The organism is Paenibacillus sp. Soil766 (assembly GCF_001428105.1).
Lineage (GTDB): Bacteria > Bacillota > Bacilli > Paenibacillales > NBRC-103111 > Paenibacillus_E.
On sequence record NZ_LMSJ01000023.1, the window covers coordinates 223,237 to 245,119 of the forward strand.

General features: G+C 44.8%; 16 protein-coding genes. 1 reads left to right on the forward strand and 15 read right to left on the reverse strand.

What is annotated here, in order from left to right:
* Positions 1-4: 4 nt before the first annotated feature.
* From ASG89_RS18580 to ASG89_RS18630, 11 genes are all read right to left on the reverse strand, one after another.
* Positions 5-640 carry a helix-turn-helix transcriptional regulator gene (locus ASG89_RS18580; RefSeq protein ID WP_057312344.1) on the reverse strand — a complete coding sequence of 212 codons (636 nt, stop codon included), beginning with the start codon at positions 638-640 and terminating at the stop codon, positions 5-7.
* Positions 641-932: 292 nt separating this feature from the next.
* Entirely contained in the window at positions 933-1,847 is a 915-nt protein-coding gene (locus ASG89_RS18585; RefSeq protein ID WP_057312346.1) for a DMT family transporter, read from the reverse strand.
* 239 nt (positions 1,848-2,086) lie between these two features.
* Entirely contained in the window at positions 2,087-2,617 is a 531-nt protein-coding gene (locus ASG89_RS18590) for a hypothetical protein (RefSeq protein ID WP_235549815.1), read from the reverse strand.
* 186 nt (positions 2,618-2,803) lie between these two features.
* Complete coding sequence (locus ASG89_RS18595; protein ID WP_157276707.1) at positions 2,804-4,354, reverse strand: ABC transporter substrate-binding protein; 1,551 nt, start codon at positions 4,352-4,354, stop codon at positions 2,804-2,806.
* 78 nt (positions 4,355-4,432) lie between these two features.
* Positions 4,433-5,332 carry a carbohydrate ABC transporter permease gene (locus ASG89_RS18600; protein ID WP_057312352.1) on the reverse strand — a complete coding sequence of 300 codons (900 nt, stop codon included), beginning with the start codon at positions 5,330-5,332 and terminating at the stop codon, positions 4,433-4,435.
* 23 nt (positions 5,333-5,355) lie between these two features.
* Positions 5,356-6,300, reverse strand: coding sequence for an ABC transporter permease (locus tag ASG89_RS18605; RefSeq protein WP_057312354.1), 945 nt, complete (start codon positions 6,298-6,300; stop codon positions 5,356-5,358).
* A 192-nt stretch (positions 6,301-6,492) separates the two neighbouring features.
* The gene (locus ASG89_RS18610; RefSeq protein WP_057312355.1) at positions 6,493-8,829 is read right to left on the reverse strand and encodes an AraC family transcriptional regulator; all 2,337 of its coding nucleotides are present in this window, start codon (positions 8,827-8,829) and stop codon (positions 6,493-6,495) included.
* Between the two features lie 31 nt (positions 8,830-8,860).
* On the reverse strand, positions 8,861-10,942 hold the full coding sequence (locus ASG89_RS18615; protein ID WP_057312357.1) for a right-handed parallel beta-helix repeat-containing protein: 2,082 nt from the start codon (positions 10,940-10,942) through the stop codon (positions 8,861-8,863).
* 145 nt (positions 10,943-11,087) lie between these two features.
* Positions 11,088-12,239, reverse strand: coding sequence for a glycerate kinase (locus ASG89_RS18620; protein WP_057312358.1), 1,152 nt, complete (start codon positions 12,237-12,239; stop codon positions 11,088-11,090).
* A gap of 34 nt (positions 12,240-12,273) precedes the next feature.
* Entirely contained in the window at positions 12,274-13,155 is an 882-nt protein-coding gene (locus ASG89_RS18625; RefSeq protein ID WP_057312359.1) for an NAD(P)-dependent oxidoreductase, read from the reverse strand.
* A gap of 756 nt (positions 13,156-13,911) precedes the next feature.
* Entirely contained in the window at positions 13,912-17,058 is a 3,147-nt protein-coding gene (locus ASG89_RS18630) for a glycoside hydrolase family 2 TIM barrel-domain containing protein (RefSeq protein WP_057312361.1), read from the reverse strand.
* Positions 17,059-17,189: 131 nt separating this feature from the next.
* Between ASG89_RS18630 and ASG89_RS18635 the strand changes: the two genes are divergently transcribed.
* Positions 17,190-18,026, forward strand: coding sequence for an AraC family transcriptional regulator (locus ASG89_RS18635; protein ID WP_057312363.1), 837 nt, complete (start codon positions 17,190-17,192; stop codon positions 18,024-18,026).
* Between the two features lie 522 nt (positions 18,027-18,548).
* Here ASG89_RS18635 and ASG89_RS18640 read toward each other — a convergent pair.
* From ASG89_RS18640 to ASG89_RS18655, 4 genes are all read right to left on the reverse strand, one after another.
* Positions 18,549-18,851 carry a hypothetical protein gene (locus ASG89_RS18640; protein ID WP_057312365.1) on the reverse strand — a complete coding sequence of 101 codons (303 nt, stop codon included), beginning with the start codon at positions 18,849-18,851 and terminating at the stop codon, positions 18,549-18,551.
* A gap of 135 nt (positions 18,852-18,986) precedes the next feature.
* Entirely contained in the window at positions 18,987-19,859 is an 873-nt protein-coding gene (locus tag ASG89_RS18645) for a sugar phosphate isomerase/epimerase family protein (protein WP_057312367.1), read from the reverse strand.
* A 33-nt stretch (positions 19,860-19,892) separates the two neighbouring features.
* The gene (locus ASG89_RS18650; protein ID WP_057312369.1) at positions 19,893-20,753 is read right to left on the reverse strand and encodes a sugar phosphate isomerase/epimerase family protein; all 861 of its coding nucleotides are present in this window, start codon (positions 20,751-20,753) and stop codon (positions 19,893-19,895) included.
* A gap of 30 nt (positions 20,754-20,783) precedes the next feature.
* Positions 20,784-21,848 (reverse strand): Gfo/Idh/MocA family protein, encoded by a 1,065-nt coding sequence (locus tag ASG89_RS18655; RefSeq protein WP_057312371.1) that lies wholly within the window; start codon positions 21,846-21,848, stop codon positions 20,784-20,786.
* Positions 21,849-21,883 lie beyond the last annotated feature (35 nt).

Sequence of the window (21,883 nt, forward strand, 5' to 3'; positions counted from 1 at the left end):
TGATTTACGTACCCAGCGCTACATCCAGCAGCAATTTGGTCATTGTTGTTTTGGTAATTCTGCCTACGACTTCAAGCCCATCCCTGCCATCAATAGCTTTAACAACGGGTAAACTGTCAACTTCATGCTGAATCATCTTACGAGCTGCCTCTAACACGCTATCATCTGGCTTTACCGTAATAATGTTCGGTTGCCTGGTCATCACCAGCGAGACTGGCATAGCCGTTGCCGTTGCATGTCCTAATGTAACCTTCAGTAGATCCTTTCGTGAAACCACGCCTGCTAGTGCACCCTCTTGATTAACAATCATCAAACTCCCTACATTCTCGAGAAAAAGTGTAACAACTGCATCGCTAACAGTAACTGTTTCCCGCAGTAACACTGGAATGCCCATCACGTCCTTCACCTTCACGGACTCGATCATCTTACTAGGTGTATGGACATCATGTGCTGCTTTTCCGAGAAAATAGCCTACCTTTGGTTTGGCATCGATATGCCTTAACATCACTAAGACCGCTAAATCCGACCGAATGGTCGGCCGACTAACTCCCAATAGCTCTGCGATGCGTTCCCCAACAATTGGCGCATATTTGCCGACGAGATCAATTATTTCTAATTGGCGAGCCGTAAGTTCGATGATGTATCCCTCCTAAAGCATTGAAACACAGCTATATAGTATGTTCTATTTATTATATATTGTACATTATATAGCATTTTTCTAAAATTTAAAGATGTTTATTGCCTATAAAAGAAATATTTATCACCTAGTTCTTATTTGAGATAAAAAAAGAGAGTCCCCCAAAGCCATGTAAATGGCCGAGACACTCCCTCAAAGTCTGTATGTTCCTGTGTGAAGGTAACTGTGAAAGATGCATAAGAGCATCTTTCACCATTTACACACCTGTATTTGTTCATTCAGCATAGCACTTGATTCATTTTGATAAAGAGGGGCGAACTTGCTTCTTCATAGCCCTATTTGTTAAATACACACCTAATACGATGGAGAAGGCTCCCAACAGATGATATAGCTGGAGAGATTCCCCCGTAAACGAGGTTGCGAAGATGGCACTAAACAACGGTATGAAGTTGAGAAACCCTGCACATCGCTGAGGGCCGGCAAGCTCAATCGCTTTATTCCAGCTCAGGAAAGCTACGATGGACGCGAATATTCCCACATATAGTAATCCGCTCACTAAAGCAGGACTCCAGGACATATCCGGTGCTTTGATGATCCATTCTATGGAGGCACTTGGAATTAATACTACAAGCGCAACAGTTACTTGCACCAGTAAAAATGGACTTGCAGGAAAGCGACCAGCCATTTTTTTCATACCTACTGAATATAAAGCCCAGCATAAGACGGCGATCAACATGTACATATCACCTTGATTGACGGATAACCGGAGAAGCGCAGACAAATCCCCTTGACTAATAATCCAGCACACCCCTAGGATGGAAACGCCAATTCCGGGTAGTGCCCACCAGGCAAGTTTTTCCTTCATAACAGCCCAAGTGATGAGAACAACGAAAATAGGTGTCGCCGAGTTCATTAATGAGGCATTGATCGAGCCTGTGTATTGAACAGCAACATAAGTGAGAGAGTTAAATCCCGCTACTCCTGTCAGGGAGAGGAACAGCACCATTTTCCAATGCGCTAGAAATTCATGTTTAAGCTGCCAAGCTGCTATTCCATACAAGGGTAATAAACACAAGAAGGCAATCCCCCAACGACCTGTTGCGAGTGTGATTGGAGGAATGTGTAAAACGAGTGACTTCCCCGCTACAAAGTTACCTCCCCAAATGCAAGTTGCTAGGATTAATAAGAAATACGGTGATCGTTTAAGCATTGCTGTGCTCCTTCGTTTCTTATGAAATATCTACTTGATGACAATCCTGTTGTGCTATTAAGTAGATCATACTTCCAGCCTGAATCTAGATATCCCCATAGTTGTTCGATACGCATACACTTGTCCAATCCTTAGGCATCAATAAGCTTACCATTTCACCACAAATTCTAACACCCTTCATCCAAATTCATCAATGGTAAATTAGTCGGATGTCATTATGGCAGGATTCGTCAAATCACTTAGTCATCTTCGTCAAGAAATCGCACCTCACAGAAGCAGCCGAGGGGAATCATTTCTTGTAAATACAGCGCCATGCTTCCCTTCTCTTGTTCCGTCATACGCTTAAGCGCATCGAAATCAAAATGTATGATGCTATTGATGACGTCATAGTGCTTAAATCGCAATCGCCCATAAGGAAATTGCCGATTGATTGCAGCAAGAATGCCATATTGATTTAAATTTGAGCGCAGCGCCGTTTGTGAAATATCCACAGGCACTTCTTGCAGCAGCGGCACTTTATCGGTCCTGACTGCACAATAAGCCTTTACTTGAAAAACCACATACGGATATAAGTAAGCGTTTGCATATTTCTCAACACTCAGTGCATCCTGATTCGATAGTTGCAAATCTTCCGTCCATGCATAAATGGTCGCCTTATATTTATCTGAAGTGTGAATTCGGATGTACCTTAAATGGGGAAAGCGAGTTTTCACACGCTGTTCCGATAGAAGCCGTGTTCCCACCAAGATCACCTCTTTCAATCCTGTCATTGTGTTATTAGTATATGCATGAAAACAAAAAAAGCCATTCTTTTTTCTATTTGAAAACCAACTTGTCCTCATTCATATATATTCGAGATCTAGTCCTGTTATGTATACAAGCCAGTCCAGCATCGGAAACGCAAAAAGCCGCCACTCAAAGTCAATCGACCTTGTGGGACAGCCCTGGTGCACAATTTACAAGCCTTTCGCTTTCAAGAAAGCTTGCCATTGCTTCGTCGTTTCTGTATCAATCTTGTCTTGACCGGCCGCTTTCAACTTGTCGATGTATTTCTGCAGCTGATCTGCCGGATCTACAGCACCGGTTTCAAGAGCAACTTGAAACTCGTTATCTACAGCGGTCACATTGGCAACCTCAGATTTGATAGTGTCTCTATTCACATCAAATCCGTAAGAAACAGGTACCATGGCGCTTTCGTTTAATTTGATCGTTTTATCCCATACATCAGTTGTCTGCGCACCTTTCAAGAAGGCGTTAAATTGGTTACCGAACACCCAATCCACATTCGGCGCATAACCGGAATCCTTGATTGGTTCAATATATTTGTCATCCTTCTTCGTATAATGATTGCCTTCCAACCCATTCGAAATCAGATTATATAATACTTTATCTGTGTTAAGCAGGTTAATGAACATGAGGGCGCGTTCTGGGTTTTTGGATGTTTTGCTAATCACCTGCATAGCACTCGCAACTCCTGTAAAGTAGGAGTCAGAGATTGGTACATACACAACCGCGTTGCCGCCGTTATTCGCCATTTCATCCACTTCGCCGCCTGGTTTCGTCGTAAACTCAAGGCTTACCGCCACTTTCCCCTTCTTCTTGAGATCCGTAATGTTTTTCAAAAGCGGGGCATCCTCATTGATATAGCCAGCTACTGACCATTTATGCATCGTCGTGAAGAAGTCCTTCTTATTCTGCAACTGTTGAATTTTCGTGATGGACGTGTACGTTTTGTCATCTTTCTTATAAGCAACCGCAAGACCATCCGCTGCCACCAGATTCGGGTCCGTATAGAGGCCCCAAGAATTCTGAGCCATCCCGAAAGGAATAACGTCCTTTTCATTGTCCTTGATCGTTTTGAGGAAGGGCTCTAGGTCTTTATACGTCTTAATTGAATTAACATCCAGTTTATATTTATCCACGAATTGTTTTTGAATGACGAGACTTTTCGTCTTAGCAGCAATTTGATAAACAGGGAAGCCGTAAACTTTGCCATCCGTCGCTTTCATATCCGGCCAGAATTTATCGGGAATATTCTTCCGAGCCTGTGCTGCATTTATGCTAATCATCGCATCTGTCAGCTCCAAGAGCGCACCTTTATCGATGTTCGGCTGATAGCTTAGCAGCCAATATTTCGAGCCCCAGGCCACATCGAAGGCTTCGCCAGAGGCCATAATCGTGTTCAATTTCGGATCATATTCATCAAAGGAAAGTGGCTTAAGGTCTACTGTCGCATTAATTTTGCTCTTCACATACTTATTAACTTCTTCATTTACGAGAGCCTGATCTTTGCCAGGCGGATTACTTGGATAGTAAAAAGTCAATTTAACTTCAGGCAGTGTGCTAGGTTGCGGTGTTGCGGGTGCAGCACTTGTCGTGGTTGCGGGTGTTGTTGCGGCCGGTGATGACGTTTCACTTGCCGTGTCGGTCTTGCATCCAGCTAACACGGATATACTCAGAAGCATAATGGCTGCACTGCTCAGGTACATTTTTTTTCCTCTTATCAACCTTCACACCTCCATATGAAGTACCCCTAGTATCATCATAACATCGAACCTTTCATACAAACGCCCCCTCACCTCCTCTCAGCTTTTGAGTGAACCTACCGTGATTCCTTTCACGAAGTACTTTTGGAAAAAAGGGAACATGATCATCATTGGACCACCCGCTACCAAGGCCATTGCCATCCGCACGGATAATGTAGGGAAGTTGGCGAATTGTAATTTACTCGCAGCCTCAGCTAGAGGCGAATTCGCCAGAAATTCAATTTGCGATAGAATGCGAACTAGCAGCAATTGAAGTGGCACATATTTGTTATCATCGATAAATAACAAGGCATTAAACCAATCATTCCAATAGGCAAAAGAAATGAATAAACCGAGTGTCGCTAACGCCGGCGTAGAAAGCGGCAAAATAATACGATAAAAAATGCGAAGCTCACTAGAGCCATCGATTTTGGCAGATTCGATAATTTCCATCGATATTTTATCGAGATAACTTTTCATAATAATAATATTAAAAGGATTCATGAGAAGTGGAATGATGAGTGCAAGGATCGAGTTTTTTAAATGCAGATATTGCGTCATTAGGATGTAGAACGGGATTGTGCCCCCATTAAACAACATGGTGAAGAAGATATAAAAGGTAAGCGGACGATGATAGCGAAAATCGCGTCGTGACATCGGATATGCTGTCAACGTTGTTAATAACAGGGATAACACGGTTCCAATAATCGTAATACCAATCGTGACCCCATACGATTTCAACCAAATTTCAGGCGATTTCAAGACGATTCGGTAAGCTTCAAAACTAAGCTCTTTCGGAATAAAACGATACCCGAATTGTATCAAGCTGTTCTCTGATGACAGTGACACCGCAATCACAAGCACAAAAGGGATGATCATCAACACACAAATAACTGTAAAAAACACATGGATATACCACATCGATTCCGTTTTCGTTGGTTTAGCAATCGCAAGCTCCATTAAGCTCCTAGGCTCCTCCCTCATTAGAATAATGCATTATCCCTATCGATTCGGCGCACCGCTGCATTAGCTGACACAATGGTGATTAATCCCACCACAGATTGCAGAAAACCTACAGCTGCCCCGGAATTAATGTCGCCAAGTTTCGAGAGGGCACGATACACATACGTATCAATGACATCTGTTGTCGCCAAATTGGCTCCAACATTATTCGGCACAAAGTAATGCAATCCGAAGTCACCACGGAAAATATTGCCTAAGCCTAGAATAAATACGATGATAATCAATGGCTTCATGAGCGGCAATGTAATTCGTGAAATCATTTGAAAGCGTGATGCGCCATCTAGCTTAGCTGCCTCATAATATTCGGTGTTAATACCGACGATCCCAGCGTAGTAGATCAATGTTGAGAAGCCAACACTTTTCCAAACGGCAACCACAGGCAGAATGAATAACCAAGGTGCCGTTTCAAGGTACCATTTGTGCGGCGAAAGCCCGATGGTGTTCAGAAAGCTATTGAGGTAACCACTTTTATGCTCCAGGAAGCCGTACGTAATGTAACCGACCAATACAAGTGAAATGAAATATGGAAGAAATAGCGTGGTTTGATACACTTTCACCATGCGGCCGCTTACCTCATATAACAGAATAGAAAGGACTAGTGCTGCAAGCGTTCCGAGAAAGATATAAGTCATGTTGTATAACAAGGTGTTTCGAATAATGCGCCAGGCGTCTTGCGATTTGAAAATAAATTCGAAATTTTTGAAGCCGACCCATTTGCTACCTAGAATCCCTTGATCATACCTGAAATACTTGAAGGCTAAGATAAGGCCGATCATGGGCACATACTTTATGACCAGTTCAAACAAAATGCCTGGGATCGCAAGCAACAGCAGCTCTCGATTTTTCCGCAGATGTTTGAATTCTTGGAATAGCCTTCTTTTTATGTTGGGATGCGATTTCGTCATTGTGCTCCTCCCTCCCTATTCGTATCTTGCCACAGGATAAAGCGTTTACATAGCGTACGATGTTCGAAAATATGTAGAAAGCATATGTACAATGTGCGAATTACTCTCTTTTTACCATTTTAAAGCTAAAAACCACCCTTCCATGCACCAAATGGTGGAAGAAGTGGCGGTTAGTTGAACACATTTCCCCTGTTATGAAATGGATTTTTTCATGCGATATTCCTTCGGCGTACTGCAGAATTTGGCTTTGAATAATCGGAAAAAGTAACTCGGATTGGCGTAACCGCATTTTTCCATAATATCTAAGACCGAATGATCCCCATTCTCAAGAAGTTGCTGTGCATGCTTCAACCGAATCTCGTTGATGTACTCCGTGAGTGTAAGTTGATAGCTGTCTTTAAACAGTTTCCCCAGATAAGCGGAAGAGAGCTTGACCGTCGAAGCAATGGATTGTTGGCTCAAGTTGATATCCGCATATTTCTGATGAATTAGTTCCTTTACTGTTTCGAGGATCATGTCATTCCGTTCCACATTAGACGGCTTCTGACCCTCACAAATTTGAGAACATAAGGCTAATAATGCTACGTACATGTCTTCTAACGTTTCCTTCTCTTGTGGAATGTGATGAATATAATCCACATTGAAGCTCATCTTCGTTACGCGATTTTCCATAATCTCTACGACGGTATATTTGATTACCCATGTTAAATTGGTAACGGCGCGTTGAATATCATGATAATGAAAGGTGGCAAAAAGGGAGAACGCTTTCTCCAGTTCGATCCCCGCTTCTGTCATTAAACCCTTCTTCAAGCTCTCGGACAGTTTCCTTTCGATGGCTTCAGGGATTGACACACGCTTATTCGCGTTGTTCTCTCTCACCATTTCACTCGTAATAATGGACTTGTAGCCGAAAATAAGGGTATATAAGCTATTCTGCATAGCTTGCGTATAGCCAAATGACAGTTGTGTCAATTGAGAGATGGGATCACTAAGACCACATGACAGGCTCAGATCGTAATAAGTCTCTATCGTATGCTGGATGCTCTGAATAATGGGAAGAATCCTATCGGTTTTCGCCGTAATAGGCGCGTCAATCAGCGATACAATAAGAATAATATGATCTCCCCATACCTCCACAGCCTCACAAGGGAATGCCTTGGACATCATTTCCTGCGCGATATTCGTGATAGCAAAGCTATGCATTTTCTTCATCGCAAGAGCTGTATGATTCGCGTACGTTTGAAAATGATCCAAGCGTAGGACACCAACGATAATTTCGGCCGGGTACGCAATATTCAGCAGATGTTTGTCAATTAAGCTAATCATATCGTGTTGTGAGAACATCTGACTGTCTGTCATGAATTTACGAATGTAATATTTATTGACGATGTGCTCTGAGCTGATTTCCTGCAGGATATGAGACAATTTCAAATAATGCTCACTCATGGCGTGAAGCTCATCGCCCTCAGTTTTCCTCGTAGGTTCACCACGCAGATGCTGAAACCGAATTCGATGCAGCATATCTTCAATGGGATGATACAACTTGTAGGACAACCAGACTGATATGCCAATTGCAATCAATAGGAGAACGCCAGAAACAACTAATGATTTCACACGTGTCTGCGTGACTTCTGCCATCAATTGGTCATACGACTGCACATACAGAATCGTCCAATTCGGAATCGGATTTGCCATATAGGTAATCATGCTTTTCTCACCTTCAACATCCCCAATAACGAATCCGGAAGGTTCATTCGTTGCTTCCTTATGATTCCTAATGTAGGTATGAATGGTTTCCTGTGTTGCTTTACTACTGAACGCATCTATGTTGTGAGAGGAATATAAGCGACCTTCCTGATCTGCCATCAGAACCTCACCTTGCGATCGGCTGCCTGTATCGTTCATCTTCTTCAAGCTATCGAAGACCCAATCGGACTTGATATACAGAACAACAGCGGATTCACCGCGTGAAAAAGACTTCAACGATTCGGTTACGACGAATGCGAAAGCATCAATTTGACCATCCTCTTGTTCGAGACTGACAGGAATGAGCCTCGAAGTATCGTGCTGGTTGGTGGGATCGAGCAACCAATCGGTAATTTTCTTTTTGGTCACACCACCATCCAATAAGAAATTACTAGTCGTCCCGTAAATCTCATTTTGCGAATGATTATAGACCACCATAGAATGTAAGAAAGAGGAACTGTCCATGATACTGGACATGCGTTGGTAGCTGCGGATTAAATCCATTTTGGGTAAGGTTTCATCGAACATCAACGGAATGAGCAAGTTATCTTTTAAAACAAAGTAGGATAAGTGCGTGATGATTTCGTTCATGTAAGAGAAATTGTATTGCATTTGTGTGAGAATTTTGAGATTCGAGTCTTCTTGCATCCGTTTAACTGATTTTTCCAGCAGATACGTGTTGGCAAATGAGGAAGCTAATAGGACAATAACCATCGCTAACATGATCGAGCTCAGTACGCGCTGCAAATATTTCTTGGATTTATAGAAGCCAAATCCTTTCATAAGTACCAAGCCCCCTCTCATTATGATGAATTTACTTTGGCCCTATTTGTTTGTCTTCGATCTCAACCCAACCAAGAGCATAGGCAGGTGACGTTATCTCAAGGAGAATTTTCCCATCTGGTAATTGTTTCAATTGCGGATCCGCGATGAGCGAATGTGTATCGAATTTGCCACCGAGTAAGGAGCGCCACGCCTGCCAGTCATAGACATCTCGACCTAACAAATCTGTACCTAATGATGGCAATGGTAGTTTCCCTGCAACCTGACAAACGCCTTTAGCCAGATCTGACCAATAGAGATTACAATCTGCTTCAGCAAACTTATCATCCCGCCAATTGACGAAGTAGTAGAGGTAGCCTGAATTATAAATGATGTTCCCTTTCACCGCGACATCTTTATTGTCTTCGCCTGCCATCTCTTGTGTACCAATAGCAGCTATAGCATCTGGATTGGATACGAGCAAATTTCCTTGAATGAGGTTGCCAATGCCTTTGGAAAAAATGAGCATCCAGAGCTTCCCTTCGCCTGTGCTATAGAGACCCGTCAGTACATTCTGGGAAACCGTGAAGTAATCTGAAGCATCATCCAAATAAATGCCAAAGCCGAAAGAAAAGTGAATCCCACTGTTATGTAAGCGGTTCCCATGAATCGTATTCTGCGTCCCAACTCCCCATGATTCAATCATGCCGCCATCCTGACTGTCGATCATGACATTCGAAATATCGTTATAAGCAATGTAATTATTCCTAGTATGCAGGAAATCCCAATGATTCTCCCAAGTAACTGACATTCCGTAAATGTTTGCTGGCATAACCTTGTGACGCAAGCCTTTCAAGGAGATACCATAGCGCGGCATATGTGATATCTGATTATGGGAAATCTCGTTATGTCCACTTTGATACAGCAGAATTCCGCAGCCATGCCCGATCAGCTCACCACCATACCGAATCACGTTATTCGTTATACGATGCTCTTTATTGGTGTAAGAGGCTCCTGCTGAAGTAAATGAACCTTGAAGCGGTGAAAAGCCTGAGGCACATATCCCCATATACCCCAAATGCGCTATAAGATTGCCTTGGATCCGAATGCTTCGCGTTTGATGATCCAAGAAAATTCCACAGCTTCCAGCGTTGATTAGTTGACAGTGCGAGATTTCGATATCCGTCGCATTCTGCATGTAAACCAATCCTTCTCGGTGTTCATCCCGCTCAACATTACTCAAACCCTCGTCTTCATGAATCATTTGATAATCCAACCAGAAGTCTGTGCAGGAGAAGTGGAGTCCATAAAAGTGAAGATGCTGAATAGGCTCATCGTGATCTTTACCTTTCATCTCAATCAACCTTGTGACCGTTGGTGCGATAATCTCTTGGTGTAACGGAGAACCTTTTCTCGGCTTGTAGTAGAGCCATCCGTCCTTTTCCTCATAGTGAAATTGGCCAGGAGCTTGAAGAAAATCAAGTGTGCCTTGAATAAAATAGCGTGAACCTTCGCCTATTTCCCAAATCGAAGGTTGCTGAAATGCCACATATCTAGCCTCAACATCATGAGATTTCAAGGATCGCAGCTCTGAAAACCAGTTCCATTCCCCTTTCCCTGGCCAAATGAATACCTGAGCTTGATTAAGGTCACACCCATCTGGAATGTCTCCTTCACGATAGTAAATACCATCTCGGAAGGCGGCCTCAGGTTCCCCATCCACTAGAAAGTACCCCGTTGCTGGCAATCGTGCTTTAGCTAGGCGTTCGCCATCCGCATATAAGGTATGGAAGTTACTTCCACATCCTATCCACGCCCGCCACAAGTCGGAACTATATGGTTCCCAGTTCGTAACAGGTCTTCCACCAACGATTTTGACTTCTTCACTAGGCACATTGCAATACCTTACGTGGTAGCCATTTCGACCTGAATCGCGCTCATCCAATTTCCATGTATTGTCTAAATAGTACGTACCGCCGAACACAAAGACGATGACATCGTCGTTCATCCCATTTTGGATGATGCTTCGAACTGTCATCTGTGCTTTGGCTATCGTTAAGAATGGCGTTTCTTTACTTCCATCGTGATTATCATTTCCAGTTGTCGCTACATACAAATGGGTTGCCATTGTCATGAGCTTACTCCTTTACACATCATAATAACCTTATTTATGACTAGGAGCTTCTGGGTATACCTCTTTCATTCGCTAAGAGCCTGGCATATAAGATAAGCCCTTCGCAGCAAACTCTTCTCGAATCAGATCTCTCGTTTGGGTAGAACTATCCGTTGTTCATCCGTTGTCCTGCCAGAAAAGTACGCATGATTTGCTCAGCCTTCTGTGCTATTAGCTCAGGCGTGCGACGCATCGCCTCCTGAAGCGTCATCGGGCCGTTCACAATGCTGAGAATACTCGTCATGCCATACTCATAAAGCTTCTCAATGCCCTGCCCAACGGATCCTGATAAAACGATAACAGGCACACCATGCTTCGAAGCAGCCTGCGCAATCCCCATCGGCGCTTTGCCTGAGGCTGTCTGGGCATCCGTCTGTCCTTCACCGGTGATGACGAGCTGGGCATCCTGCAGCTGCTCATTTAACTTGGTCATCTCGATCACCACGTCGATCCCTCGCTTCGTGCTTGCAGGGAAGAAAGCTTGAAACGCACCGCCTAACCCGCCCGCGGCTCCAGCCCCAGGCAGATGATGCACAGCAATCCCCGTATGAGCTGCCATCAAATCTGCGAAGTGGGTGAGCGCTGCATCGAGGGCTTCAACCATCTCCGGTGTCGCACCTTTCTGCGGTCCAAAGATATGCGATGCCCCATGCGGACCAATGAATGGGTTCGTGACATCGGATGCAATGATAAACCGCGATTCACTGATGACTCGTTCATCCCACTTCGAGGCATCGATTCGCTTTAGGTGAGACAGGGCTTGTCCTCCTGCACCAATCTCGCGCCCATCCGCGTCTAGGAGTTGCAAGCCCAACGCTTGAAGCATGCCGCTTCCACCATCGTTTGTTGCACTTCCACCAAGCGCAAGAATGAAAGAACGATAGCCATGATCGAGCGCATGGCGAATTAACTGACCTGTGCCGTAGGTTGTCGTCAGCAGTGGATTTCGGTGCTCTGCTGGAATTAGCACGAGTCCGGAAGCTGACGCCATTTCAATCACACACGTAACGCCATCTCCTAGGACGCCATATGAGGCCATTACCTCATCTTGCAACGGTCCTCGCACGGGAACAGAGATCTTGCTACCGTGCGTCGCCTGTATAAGGCTATCTACGGTTCCCTCTCCCCCGTCAGCCATCGGAATGAGGACGGTTTCTGCTGTTGGCATAGCCCGCAGAATCCCTTCTCGTATCGCCTTCGCCGCTTCTTCAGAGCTAAGACTGCCTTTAAACGAATCAGGTGCAATCACGATTTTCATAAATCGACCTCCATGTGGACAAGCACACGTTTATTTATTTATTAATTAATTTATACAACGCTTGGGTACCACTATCCTCTTCGCCCATTGCAGCTAATTGTTCATAGAGTGATTTGGCAAGCGTCAAGCCCGGAAGCTCTACGTTCATTTCTTCTGCCGATTGTAAAGCAATCTTCATATCTTTAATAAAATGTTTCACATAGAAGCCAGGCGCAAAATTGTCTGCAATCATGCGAGGCCCCAAATTACTTAAGGACCAGCTGCCCGCGGCACCTGTTTCAATACTTTGCAGCACAGTTGTCGGATTCAGTCCCGCTTTCTTCGCATAGACAAGCGCTTCGACGACACCCATCATGTTGCTTGCAATCGCAATTTGATTGCACATCTTCGTGTGTTGCCCCGCACCTGCTTCACCCTGATGGACGATATTCGTGCCGATCTTTTGGAAAATAGGCAGCATCTGCTCGAACACATCACGAGCGCCACCGACCATAATGGACAATCGCGCTTCTCTTGCCCCAATATCTCCACCTGAAACGGGTGCATCCAAGGAGAATAGCTGACGCGTCAGCGCTTCCTCATAAATCCGTTTGGCTAGAGACGGGCTCGACGTCGTCAAATCAATCAGGAAGCTACCTGGCTCTGCCATGGCAAGGATGCCATTTTGCTCGAAATAGATGTCCTCGACATCGCTTGGAAATCCAACCATAGTCATAATGACCTGACACTTCTGAGCTATTGCGCCAGGCGTGTCCTGCCAATTTGCGCCCTTTTCCATTAGCTCCTGCGCTTTGGCTTTTGTACGTGTATATACATGAACCTCATAACCTGCCTCAATAAAATGTCCCGCCATGCTTTTCCCCATAACCCCTGTGCCGATAAGTCCTATAACTGGTTTAGATGTATGTTCTGTCATGTGTAAATCCACCTTTCTCCCGATACCTAGCTGTCATATAATTCTCCATTAAACTTATCACCCACGCTCATTCTGGTCAAACGCGAATCGCTCTATTGTATTAGTTGCTGCCGCCTTAGCTCTCTAACTCGGTGGAGTATTAATAAATGCGAAAAACCGTCTGTTACGTTTCCTGATGGTCTTACATCGTGGTGAGATAGTCGATTTTTTCGACTATTTCAGAACCACAAGTGCTCATTTCATTCGAGATAGTCGATTTTTTCGACTATCTCAGAACCACAAGCGCTCATTTGGCTAGAAATAGTCGATTTTTTCGACTATCTCAGAACCACAAGCGCTCATTTCGCTAGAGATAGTCGATTTTTTCGACTATCTCAGAACCGCAGGCACTCATTTCATTCGAGATAGTCGATTTTTTCGACTATCTCAGAACCACAGGCACTCATTTCACTCGAGATAGTCGACTTTTTCGACTATCTCACTCCCACAAGTGCTCATTTCGCTCGAGATAGTCGACTTTTTCGACTATCTCACTCCCACAAGCGCTCATTTCACTCGAGATAGTCGATTTTTTCGACTATCTCACTCCCACAAGCGCTCATTTCACTCGAGATAGTCGATTTTTTCGACTATCTCACTCCTGTAGACCTCAATCCCAATAAACAAACGGTCTGCTTCGCTTGCACCAAATCCCAAATAAATATCCAAAAAGCCGTTCCACAGGCGAAACCACCTTGGAACGGCTTTTCTCATCTACTAGATGCCTTGGAATGTGAACTTATATGCATACGTTCGGTTCGCGAATAGCGTAAACTCAGGATGTGTTCTTGCTCCCCAGCTATCGTCTCCGCCAACGCCCATCTGCTTGTAATTCACACGTACCACAACTTTATCACTCGCAGGCAGCTTATACGGGTGATCGTGCGCCTCCAGCTCGGATGGCGAGTACGGTAAAGCATTGAGCTCAACCGTTGGCAAGCCCGCGATTCGGAGTCCGCGCCCAGCCGCATTCGTTATCGTCGCCCAGCGAACATCCGTCTTATTGCCGCATTCTTGTGGACGCAAGTACGGAACGAATTGCTCGGCGACTGTCCCGTTATGAAGCGCAAGCTTTGCGCCGCTATTACGATCCCAGTGATTCTCGTGCGGCCCGCGGCCGTACCACGTTAAATGCTCGAAAGCAGCATCTAGTTCGAACATGACGCCTACTTCAGGAATTTCTGGCAATTTATCACCCGGCGTTAATCCCATGCCAACTTCAACTTCTCCGTTTGCGGACACTGTGTAAACAAGCTGCACCTCAGAAGCAGGCTTAGTCGCCAGTTCATAACCTACCCGAACCTCAGCACGCCCTGCATCCAATGATTTCGCGTTCAAGGAAATGAGCTTACGCCCGCTGCTTGCTTCTTGCCAAGGTGCACAACGAATGTGGTGCTGATTTCCACGATCGTTGTCAGTATAGGCACGCCAGAAGTTAGGTACTGGACCTGTTTGGAATAGTTCGACCCCGTCAAACAAATAGGAACTGATATTGCCAGTTCTTGCGTCAACTTGGAGTACGAAACGCTCTCCTTGCAAGCTGATACCATCTGCTGTAAACACGACTTGAACAGCTGCTTCTGCAGAGAGTGTAGCCGCGGATTCTTTTTCCGCTTCCCAGTTGCGTGCATTCGCCGCAACATTCACTGCCGGAAGAATAAACTGCTCCCATGCGATTTCATGCCCCTTAACTCCCCATAATGTATCGTCGCTCAAAACCAAACTCAGCGATAACACGAATTCATCGTTAGGGAAACGACTGTTGACAGCGTCAAGTGCCAACTCAATTGTAGTCGTTTCACCAGGCGCGACCGCAAATGATCCATTGTACGTTTGGCTTTCTACAACACCATTGCGTGAAATCGTCCAAATCCAATCAAATTCATTCAAGTTAGTGAACAAGAATTGATTCGTAACTTTGATTTGCCCCTTAGTTGCATCTACCGCTTCGAACTTCACATTCTGGTAGCACTTCTTCACTTCGTATAGCTTCGGCGACACTGAGCGATCAGCGAAGATCAAGCCATTGCCACAGAAGTTGCCATCGTTTGGTGCGTCACCAAAATCGCCGCCATACGCTTGATACGTGACGCCATCAGGGGTCGTTGTGCGAATGGATTGATCGATCCAATCCCAAATGAAGCCGCCCTGTAGGATAGGATATTGATCAAACAACTCCCAATATTTATTTAGGTTACCGCAAGAGTTCCCCATCGCATGGCTATACTCACAGAGGATAAACGGCTTTTTCGGATTATTTTTGGCATATTCTTCGATCTTTTCAATTTTGGAATACATTTGACTTTCGATATCTGATGCTCGGTCGGATTCTCTCCAATGGAATACACCTTCATAGTGAACAACACGAGAAGGATCGGTTTCACGTAAGAAATCATGCATTTTCAAGAAATTGTCCCCGCCTGAAGACTCGTTGCCTAGCGACCAGATCACGATAGAGGGATGATTCTTGTCTCTTTGCAGCATCGAGTTCGCTCGATCCAGTACAGCACCTGTCCATTCAGGTCGGCTTCCTGGCACCGTTTCCCCCAATTCCTCCTGCCCATACGACCAGGAACCATGCGTTTCTAGATTTGTTTCATCAATGACATACAACCCGTATTGATCACAAAGTTCATACCATAGCGGATTATTCGGGTAATGTGAAGTCCGTACAGCATTAATATTATATTGTTTCATGAGCAAAATATCGGCAAGCATACTTTCCGCATCGACTGAACGTCCACGATCGCAGTCAAATTCATGACGGTTCACACCCTTGAACACAATAACTTCGCCGTTAATTTTCATCAAACCATCTTCAATTTCAAACTTACGGAAACCAACCTTACAGCTTTCCGTCTCTAGGAGCTTTCCTTCTTCATCCCACAATCGAAGAACAAGCGTGTACAGGTATGGACTTTCAGCACTCCATTTGGCTGGTCGATCCATATGCGCAGACAATTCCACGGATTGGCTCATATTGTTGCTAGTTTGAATGCCTACACGAAGCGGCTCTTCCCATAGGGCTTGCTGGTCAGCATCATATAACATCGCTTCCACATGATGTACACCTTGACTCTTCCCATCATAGTTGGTGATCGTAGCTTGAATGTGCAGTTCAGCATCCTCGCAAGCCCCGTCCAGATTCGTATTTACTTTGAAATCAGCAATATGTGCTATTGGTGTCGTATACAGATACACATCACGGAAGATTCCGCTCAAACGCCAGAAATCCTGATCTTCTAACCAGCTTGCATCGCTCCATCGATACACTTCTACGGCTAGCTTGTTCTCACCATCTATCAAATATGGTGTAATATCAAAATCCGCTGGTGTAAACGAATCTTGGCTAAAGCCAACCAAATCACCATTCACCCATACATAGAACGCGGACTCCACACCTTGAAAGCTCAGATATACCGGTTGACCATTCCAACCCTCAGGGATCGAAAAACTGCGCACATAAGAGCCAACAGGATTATACTTCACTGGGGCAAATGGAGGCTTAAGATCCTCATGTCCGACCCATGGATAAATGATATTCGTGTACTGCGGGAAATCAAAACCATGCAGTTGCCAATGTGACGGCACAGGCATATCCACCCAATTGGTGGTGTCAAAGTCTGTTTTGTAGAACTCCTCCGGACGACCTTCTGCATTTTCTGCCCAATGAAATTTCCATGTCCCATTTAAGTTTTGATAAAATTGCGATGATTCCCGCACGCCAGCCAGCGCTTCTGCTTCTGTATGATAAGGCATGAGGGTCGCGCGTGCTTCCAAGCGATTCAATTGATATATTTGGGGATTATTATTCCATTCGGGGTAACCGTTTGTAGGAGCTGTGTATACAAATTTATTCGCCATGGATGATATTCCTCACTTTACATGATTAGATAAGAAATTAGTTTACCCCCTTATTGTACAAGACAATTATTTCTTTTAAAATATAAGAAACGACGCATTATATATTAAAAAATGAAAGAGATGGTTACTCCTTGGCGATTGACTATAGAAAGTTTTTTGTCATTACTGAAACGGACCGCAAGCTCCCTCTCATTCTCGAAACGATCGGATATGAGTGCGAACAGCAACATTATGAACGAGACGAGGGTTATCCTTGTTTTCATTGGCTGCAAACGATCTCCGGCAGTGGCGAAATTATACTAGACAGCGGTCCTGTCAAGCTGAGTGAAAGGCAAGGTATGCTGCTAGCAGCTGGCGTCCCTCATGCCTATCAAGTGCCAGACAGCTCTTGGTCGACTTGGTATTTAACCTTCGATGGTGCATTAGCTGCTTCTATTGTGCATGCGTTGGAAATCCCGCTTTCTACACCTATTAGTTGGGGATCCGAGACGCCGCTTGCTAGTATTCATGAGTATTACTATCATAAATATCGCGATAGTCACGACTTCACCGGAACCAACGGTTCCATAGAAATCTATCAATTCCTGACGTTGCTGAAGAAGCACGGCATTATCAACAAGAGTGCCTCCTTCTCGCAAAGCCATGAGCGTCTTCTGCCGCTTTTGCTAGAGCTGGAGCATAGCTTCGGCGCCGCTCACGTCGGGCTTAGCTGGATGGCGACACAGCTCGGTGTCTCTGCGCAGCATGTGAATACCTTATTTCGCCGCGCATTCGGACTCTCTCCGTACCAGTACCTGCTCCAGCTGCGCCTGCAGAAGTCCAAAGAATTGCTGATCGCGCAGCCTGATCTGACAGTCAAGCAAATCGCCGAGGCAACGGGCTTTCTCGATGCATCTCATTTCATTTCGACCTTCCGCAAAGCAGTTGGACAGACGCCGGATGTATTCCGGCATCCGTATTTAAAGTAAACGTAACTTATGCTGGTTAAGTGCAGCCACATTCCATCACCGCCGATTGAAATAACTGGAAAAACTCCATCTATTTCCACTGGTTTCACCCCATTTAAGACATTAGATGGAAATTGTACAGCTATTTCTCTGGATTCCTGCCAAATTGACGCAAAAGCCCGATTTTAACTGTACTTTTTACATTTATTTGAAATTTTTCGACGTTTCAAGTGAAATTAGATGTATGTTTTCCAGTTAGTGTGGCTGGTGTTGTGTTGGTGCTGGTGCTGGTGCTGTGTTGGTGCTAGGGCTTGTGCTGTGTTGGTGCTAGGGCTTGTGCTGTGTTAGTGCTGGTGCTGGTGCTGTTACTGGTGTTGCTACTGGCGCTACTGTTACTGGTGTTACTGCTACTCAATGTTTCTGATTAGTATGGTGATGATAGTGGAATTCGCGCAGAATGCGAGAATATTCTCCTCCATTCGCTCGAGATTTCCACGACTAGACACAAAAAAACCGCTGAGGCGGTTTTTACAAACATTTAGCTTATGAAATTGAATGATTCGGAATAAATTCACTATGCACGTCGAGCAGCTTTTGGACGAAAATCTCAAAGTCTAGTAAATTCGACGAAAATTTGAAATCGGTTACACCCGTGTTGAAATCAATAACCGTTAGGGCAACACGATTAAGGGGGTATTCGGGAATGGGATCAGAGGCAAGTGAAATATTTTTGAAAGGAAAAATGGATGTTTCACCGTAGAAACGAAGCACCGTCAAATGATCATCTCTCAATTCCAACGAAATCTGCTGTTCCGAATCCGTGAAACTCCTGAGTGTACTCATCATAAATCAATCCTCCTCTTGTCCTTTATTTTACTCTTATTTTGGAAGATTAAGAAGCCCAATTTGTAAATATTGGGTGTTGATCCTACGTCGTTACTATATGCAAAAAACCTCGCCAACGGCGAGGTCCCTACCACTTTATTTATACTTTTGAATGAAAGCAATCGCACTGGCAATATCTTTCTCTGGCTGTGCGCCAACTTCACGCTCAATAGTTAAATAACCCTTGTAGCCAATTTCTTGCAGCGCCGCAAAGTAGCGTCCGAAATCAACATGCCCTTCACCTAGCGCTAGCTCGCGGTACGTATCGCCGGATGTTGCCGCCTCAGCGATGCTCTCGTGTGACATTGGCTTATAGCCAAGTGAACCATACACTTCACGCGGATCAGCTTGACGAAGGCGAATGCCGTCCTTCACATGCGTGTGAACGATATAATCTTTCAGCGTATAGACACCTTGAACTGGATCATCCCCAGTCACCATTACCATATTCGCTGGGTCAAAGTTAACGGAGACACCTTTGGTGGATAGGTTATCTAGAAAGCTTTTCAAATGCGCCGACGTTTCCGGCCCTGTTTCTACGGCGAAATATGCGCCTAAGCTGCTCGCATACACACCCAGTTCTTCACATGCTTGCAGCATCGTTTGATAGATGGGGCCGTTCCGATCTTCTGGTACAACACCGATGTGCGTCGTCACCACGTTCGAACCCAACTCAACAGCTAGATCAAGAATGCGCTTCGATTTCTCAATTTTTGCTGCATTTACAGTTTGATCTTGAAAGCCATGCCCACCTAGATCACCGCACAGGGCTGAGATTTGAAGATCCAATGACGCGATGTAGTCACGTAACTCCTTACGCGCTCCAGGCGTTAAGTTAGCAGGATCCATCTCTCCAGAAACTGCATAAATCTGGACACCATCGGCGCCAAGCTCTTTCGATTTCTTTAATCCATCTCGTAGTCCGAGACGCAGGCTATCTACCATTATACCAATTGGATTGATTAGCATTTCGTATAAACACTCCTTATCGCGAGCTTAGCTTTAGTTAATTTCGTCCCAAATTCTTCGGATATTTTGTAATCCGATCAATGTGCCTCGCTTACACTCTTCCATCCCCTCAAATTCCAGAGAGATGTAACCATCGTAGCCTGAGCTTTTGACCACACGCAGAATTTCAGGAATATTCAAATCACCTTGAGCCACAATCGCTCCGCGCAAATAGGTACCGTACGATGACTTGAACCAGCCTTCTCCTGGATTCTGATTAGAGGGACGAATGTAGAAATCCTTCACATGAACAATTGAAGCATAAGGAAGATTATTCGTCACCGCGGCAACGGAATCCTCGTCTACACATACAAAATTACCTACATCCAAGGTTGTCCGGAAGTTCGCACGATCAACAGCATGGATCAGGGCTTGAACACGTTCACTATGCTGCACGAAGAAGCCGTGATTCTCAACGCTCGTAACAATCCCAAATTGGTTCGCATAATCAGCAATTTGACGACAAGCTTCTGCTAAACGATCCAAGTTGGCATTGAAATTACGAATCGAGAGATCCTCACTTCGAGCAACGTCGTGCCGCATTTTGGTAACACCTAATCTAGCAGCAAGATCGACCTCACCCTTCACTCGCTCGATTTCCTGCTGATACTGTTCCTCTGTCTCAGTTAGGAAATTAGCGCCGATGGCATAATTGGAAATATCAATACCTCGAGCCTGAGCCCTCTCACGAATCGCATCCGCAAGCGCAAAGTTACCCGGTAAATCATACCCCAATGGTACAATCTCGACATGTTCACCTCCCTGATCCGCAATCCAATCGATGACGTCCATGATCGACATTTCGCCAGACTTTAACGCCTGATACAAGCTATATGTGCTAACCCCTAACTTCATATGCGTTCCTCCTGCTCCGATTCATTCGGGCTATAATCTAATTTCTTGACCCTTCGCTGCGGATTCATAAATACCGCATAGGATTTTCATGATTTCAAGACCATCTTCAACCGGACTAATCGGCGTCTCACCAGTTTGGCAGCAAGCTACGAAATGATTGATTTCATTTTGAAAAGCGCTGTTGATATCGATCGATTTGTTATTGATCTGTGGCGTCACATTCGTAATCGTATCCAAAATCTCCGTTACGAGCACAATTTCAGGCTCTAGCTCAACGCCGCCTTTATCACCATAGAGCTTGATAGTGATTTCATCCTTCTTAGCATGAAGTGTGAAACTAACGTCCACCATGAGGGAAGCCCCATTGTCAAAACGGATCAACACATTCGCCAAATCCTCAACGGTATTGCGTTCTGCATCATAATCCGCTGCTTTATAAAAGGATAAGTTTTTCACATTTTTCCGATTACCAAGCTTGTTATACGTATGTCCGCTCACCGCTACTGGCTTCGGCTTGCCCATTAAGTACCAACACACATCAATGACGTGTACGCCAATATCAATCAACGGTCCGCCGCCAGAGCGCTCAACATCCGAGAACCAACCGCCTGGATTACCTAATCGACGAAGGCAAGAGGCTTTCGCATAATAAATCTCACCTAATTGACCATTATCTATAAAATGCTTCACTAGCTGAGCATTCGTATCATATCTTCTCACAAATCCAACTTGTAGAATCTTCCCTGTTTTATGAACTGCGTCTTGTATACGGATAGCTTCTTCTACGGACTTGCATAGCGGCTTCTCAACCAACACATGCTTGCCAGCATGAAGAGCAGCGATACTGATCTCGGCATGCGTATTGTTCCATGTACAAATGCTCACAGCGTCAATCTCAGGGTTAGCCAATAGCTCGTTATAATCGGTATAAATGTTCGCAATGTCATATTTCTCTGCTTTCGCGGCTGCTCGTTCACGATTAAGGTCACAGACAGCGACAATAACAGCATCCTCTGATTTCGTATATGACGCAAAGTGCAAATCTGAAATTGAACCTGCACCGATAACACCAATTCTCAATTTGTTTATGCTCATTGCACATTCCAGCCTCCTTTAAATAACTACCACTT

Excerpts from the sequence above, each read along its gene's own strand:
- ASG89_RS18585 (WP_057312346.1), bottom strand. The coding sequence starts at position 1,847 with ATGCTTAAACGATCACCGTATTTCTTATTAATCCTAGCAACTTGCATT.
- ASG89_RS18590 (WP_235549815.1), bottom strand. The coding sequence starts at position 2,617 with ATGACAGGATTGAAAGAGGTGATCTTGGTGGGAACACGGCTTCTATCG.
- ASG89_RS18600 (WP_057312352.1), bottom strand. The coding sequence starts at position 5,332 with ATGGAGCTTGCGATTGCTAAACCAACGAAAACGGAATCGATGTGGTAT.
- ASG89_RS18605 (WP_057312354.1), bottom strand. The coding sequence starts at position 6,300 with ATGACGAAATCGCATCCCAACATAAAAAGAAGGCTATTCCAAGAATTC.
- ASG89_RS18610 (WP_057312355.1), bottom strand. The coding sequence starts at position 8,829 with ATGAAAGGATTTGGCTTCTATAAATCCAAGAAATATTTGCAGCGCGTA.
- ASG89_RS18615 (WP_057312357.1), bottom strand. The coding sequence starts at position 10,942 with ATGACAATGGCAACCCATTTGTATGTAGCGACAACTGGAAATGATAAT.
- ASG89_RS18620 (WP_057312358.1), bottom strand. The coding sequence starts at position 12,239 with ATGAAAATCGTGATTGCACCTGATTCGTTTAAAGGCAGTCTTAGCTCT.
- ASG89_RS18625 (WP_057312359.1), bottom strand. The coding sequence starts at position 13,155 with ATGACAGAACATACATCTAAACCAGTTATAGGACTTATCGGCACAGGG.
- ASG89_RS18630 (WP_057312361.1), bottom strand. The coding sequence starts at position 17,058 with ATGGCGAATAAATTTGTATACACAGCTCCTACAAACGGTTACCCCGAA.
- ASG89_RS18640 (WP_057312365.1), bottom strand. The coding sequence starts at position 18,851 with ATGATGAGTACACTCAGGAGTTTCACGGATTCGGAACAGCAGATTTCG.
- ASG89_RS18645 (WP_057312367.1), bottom strand. The coding sequence starts at position 19,859 with ATGCTAATCAATCCAATTGGTATAATGGTAGATAGCCTGCGTCTCGGA.
- ASG89_RS18650 (WP_057312369.1), bottom strand. The coding sequence starts at position 20,753 with ATGAAGTTAGGGGTTAGCACATATAGCTTGTATCAGGCGTTAAAGTCT.
- ASG89_RS18655 (WP_057312371.1), bottom strand. The coding sequence starts at position 21,848 with ATGAGCATAAACAAATTGAGAATTGGTGTTATCGGTGCAGGTTCAATT.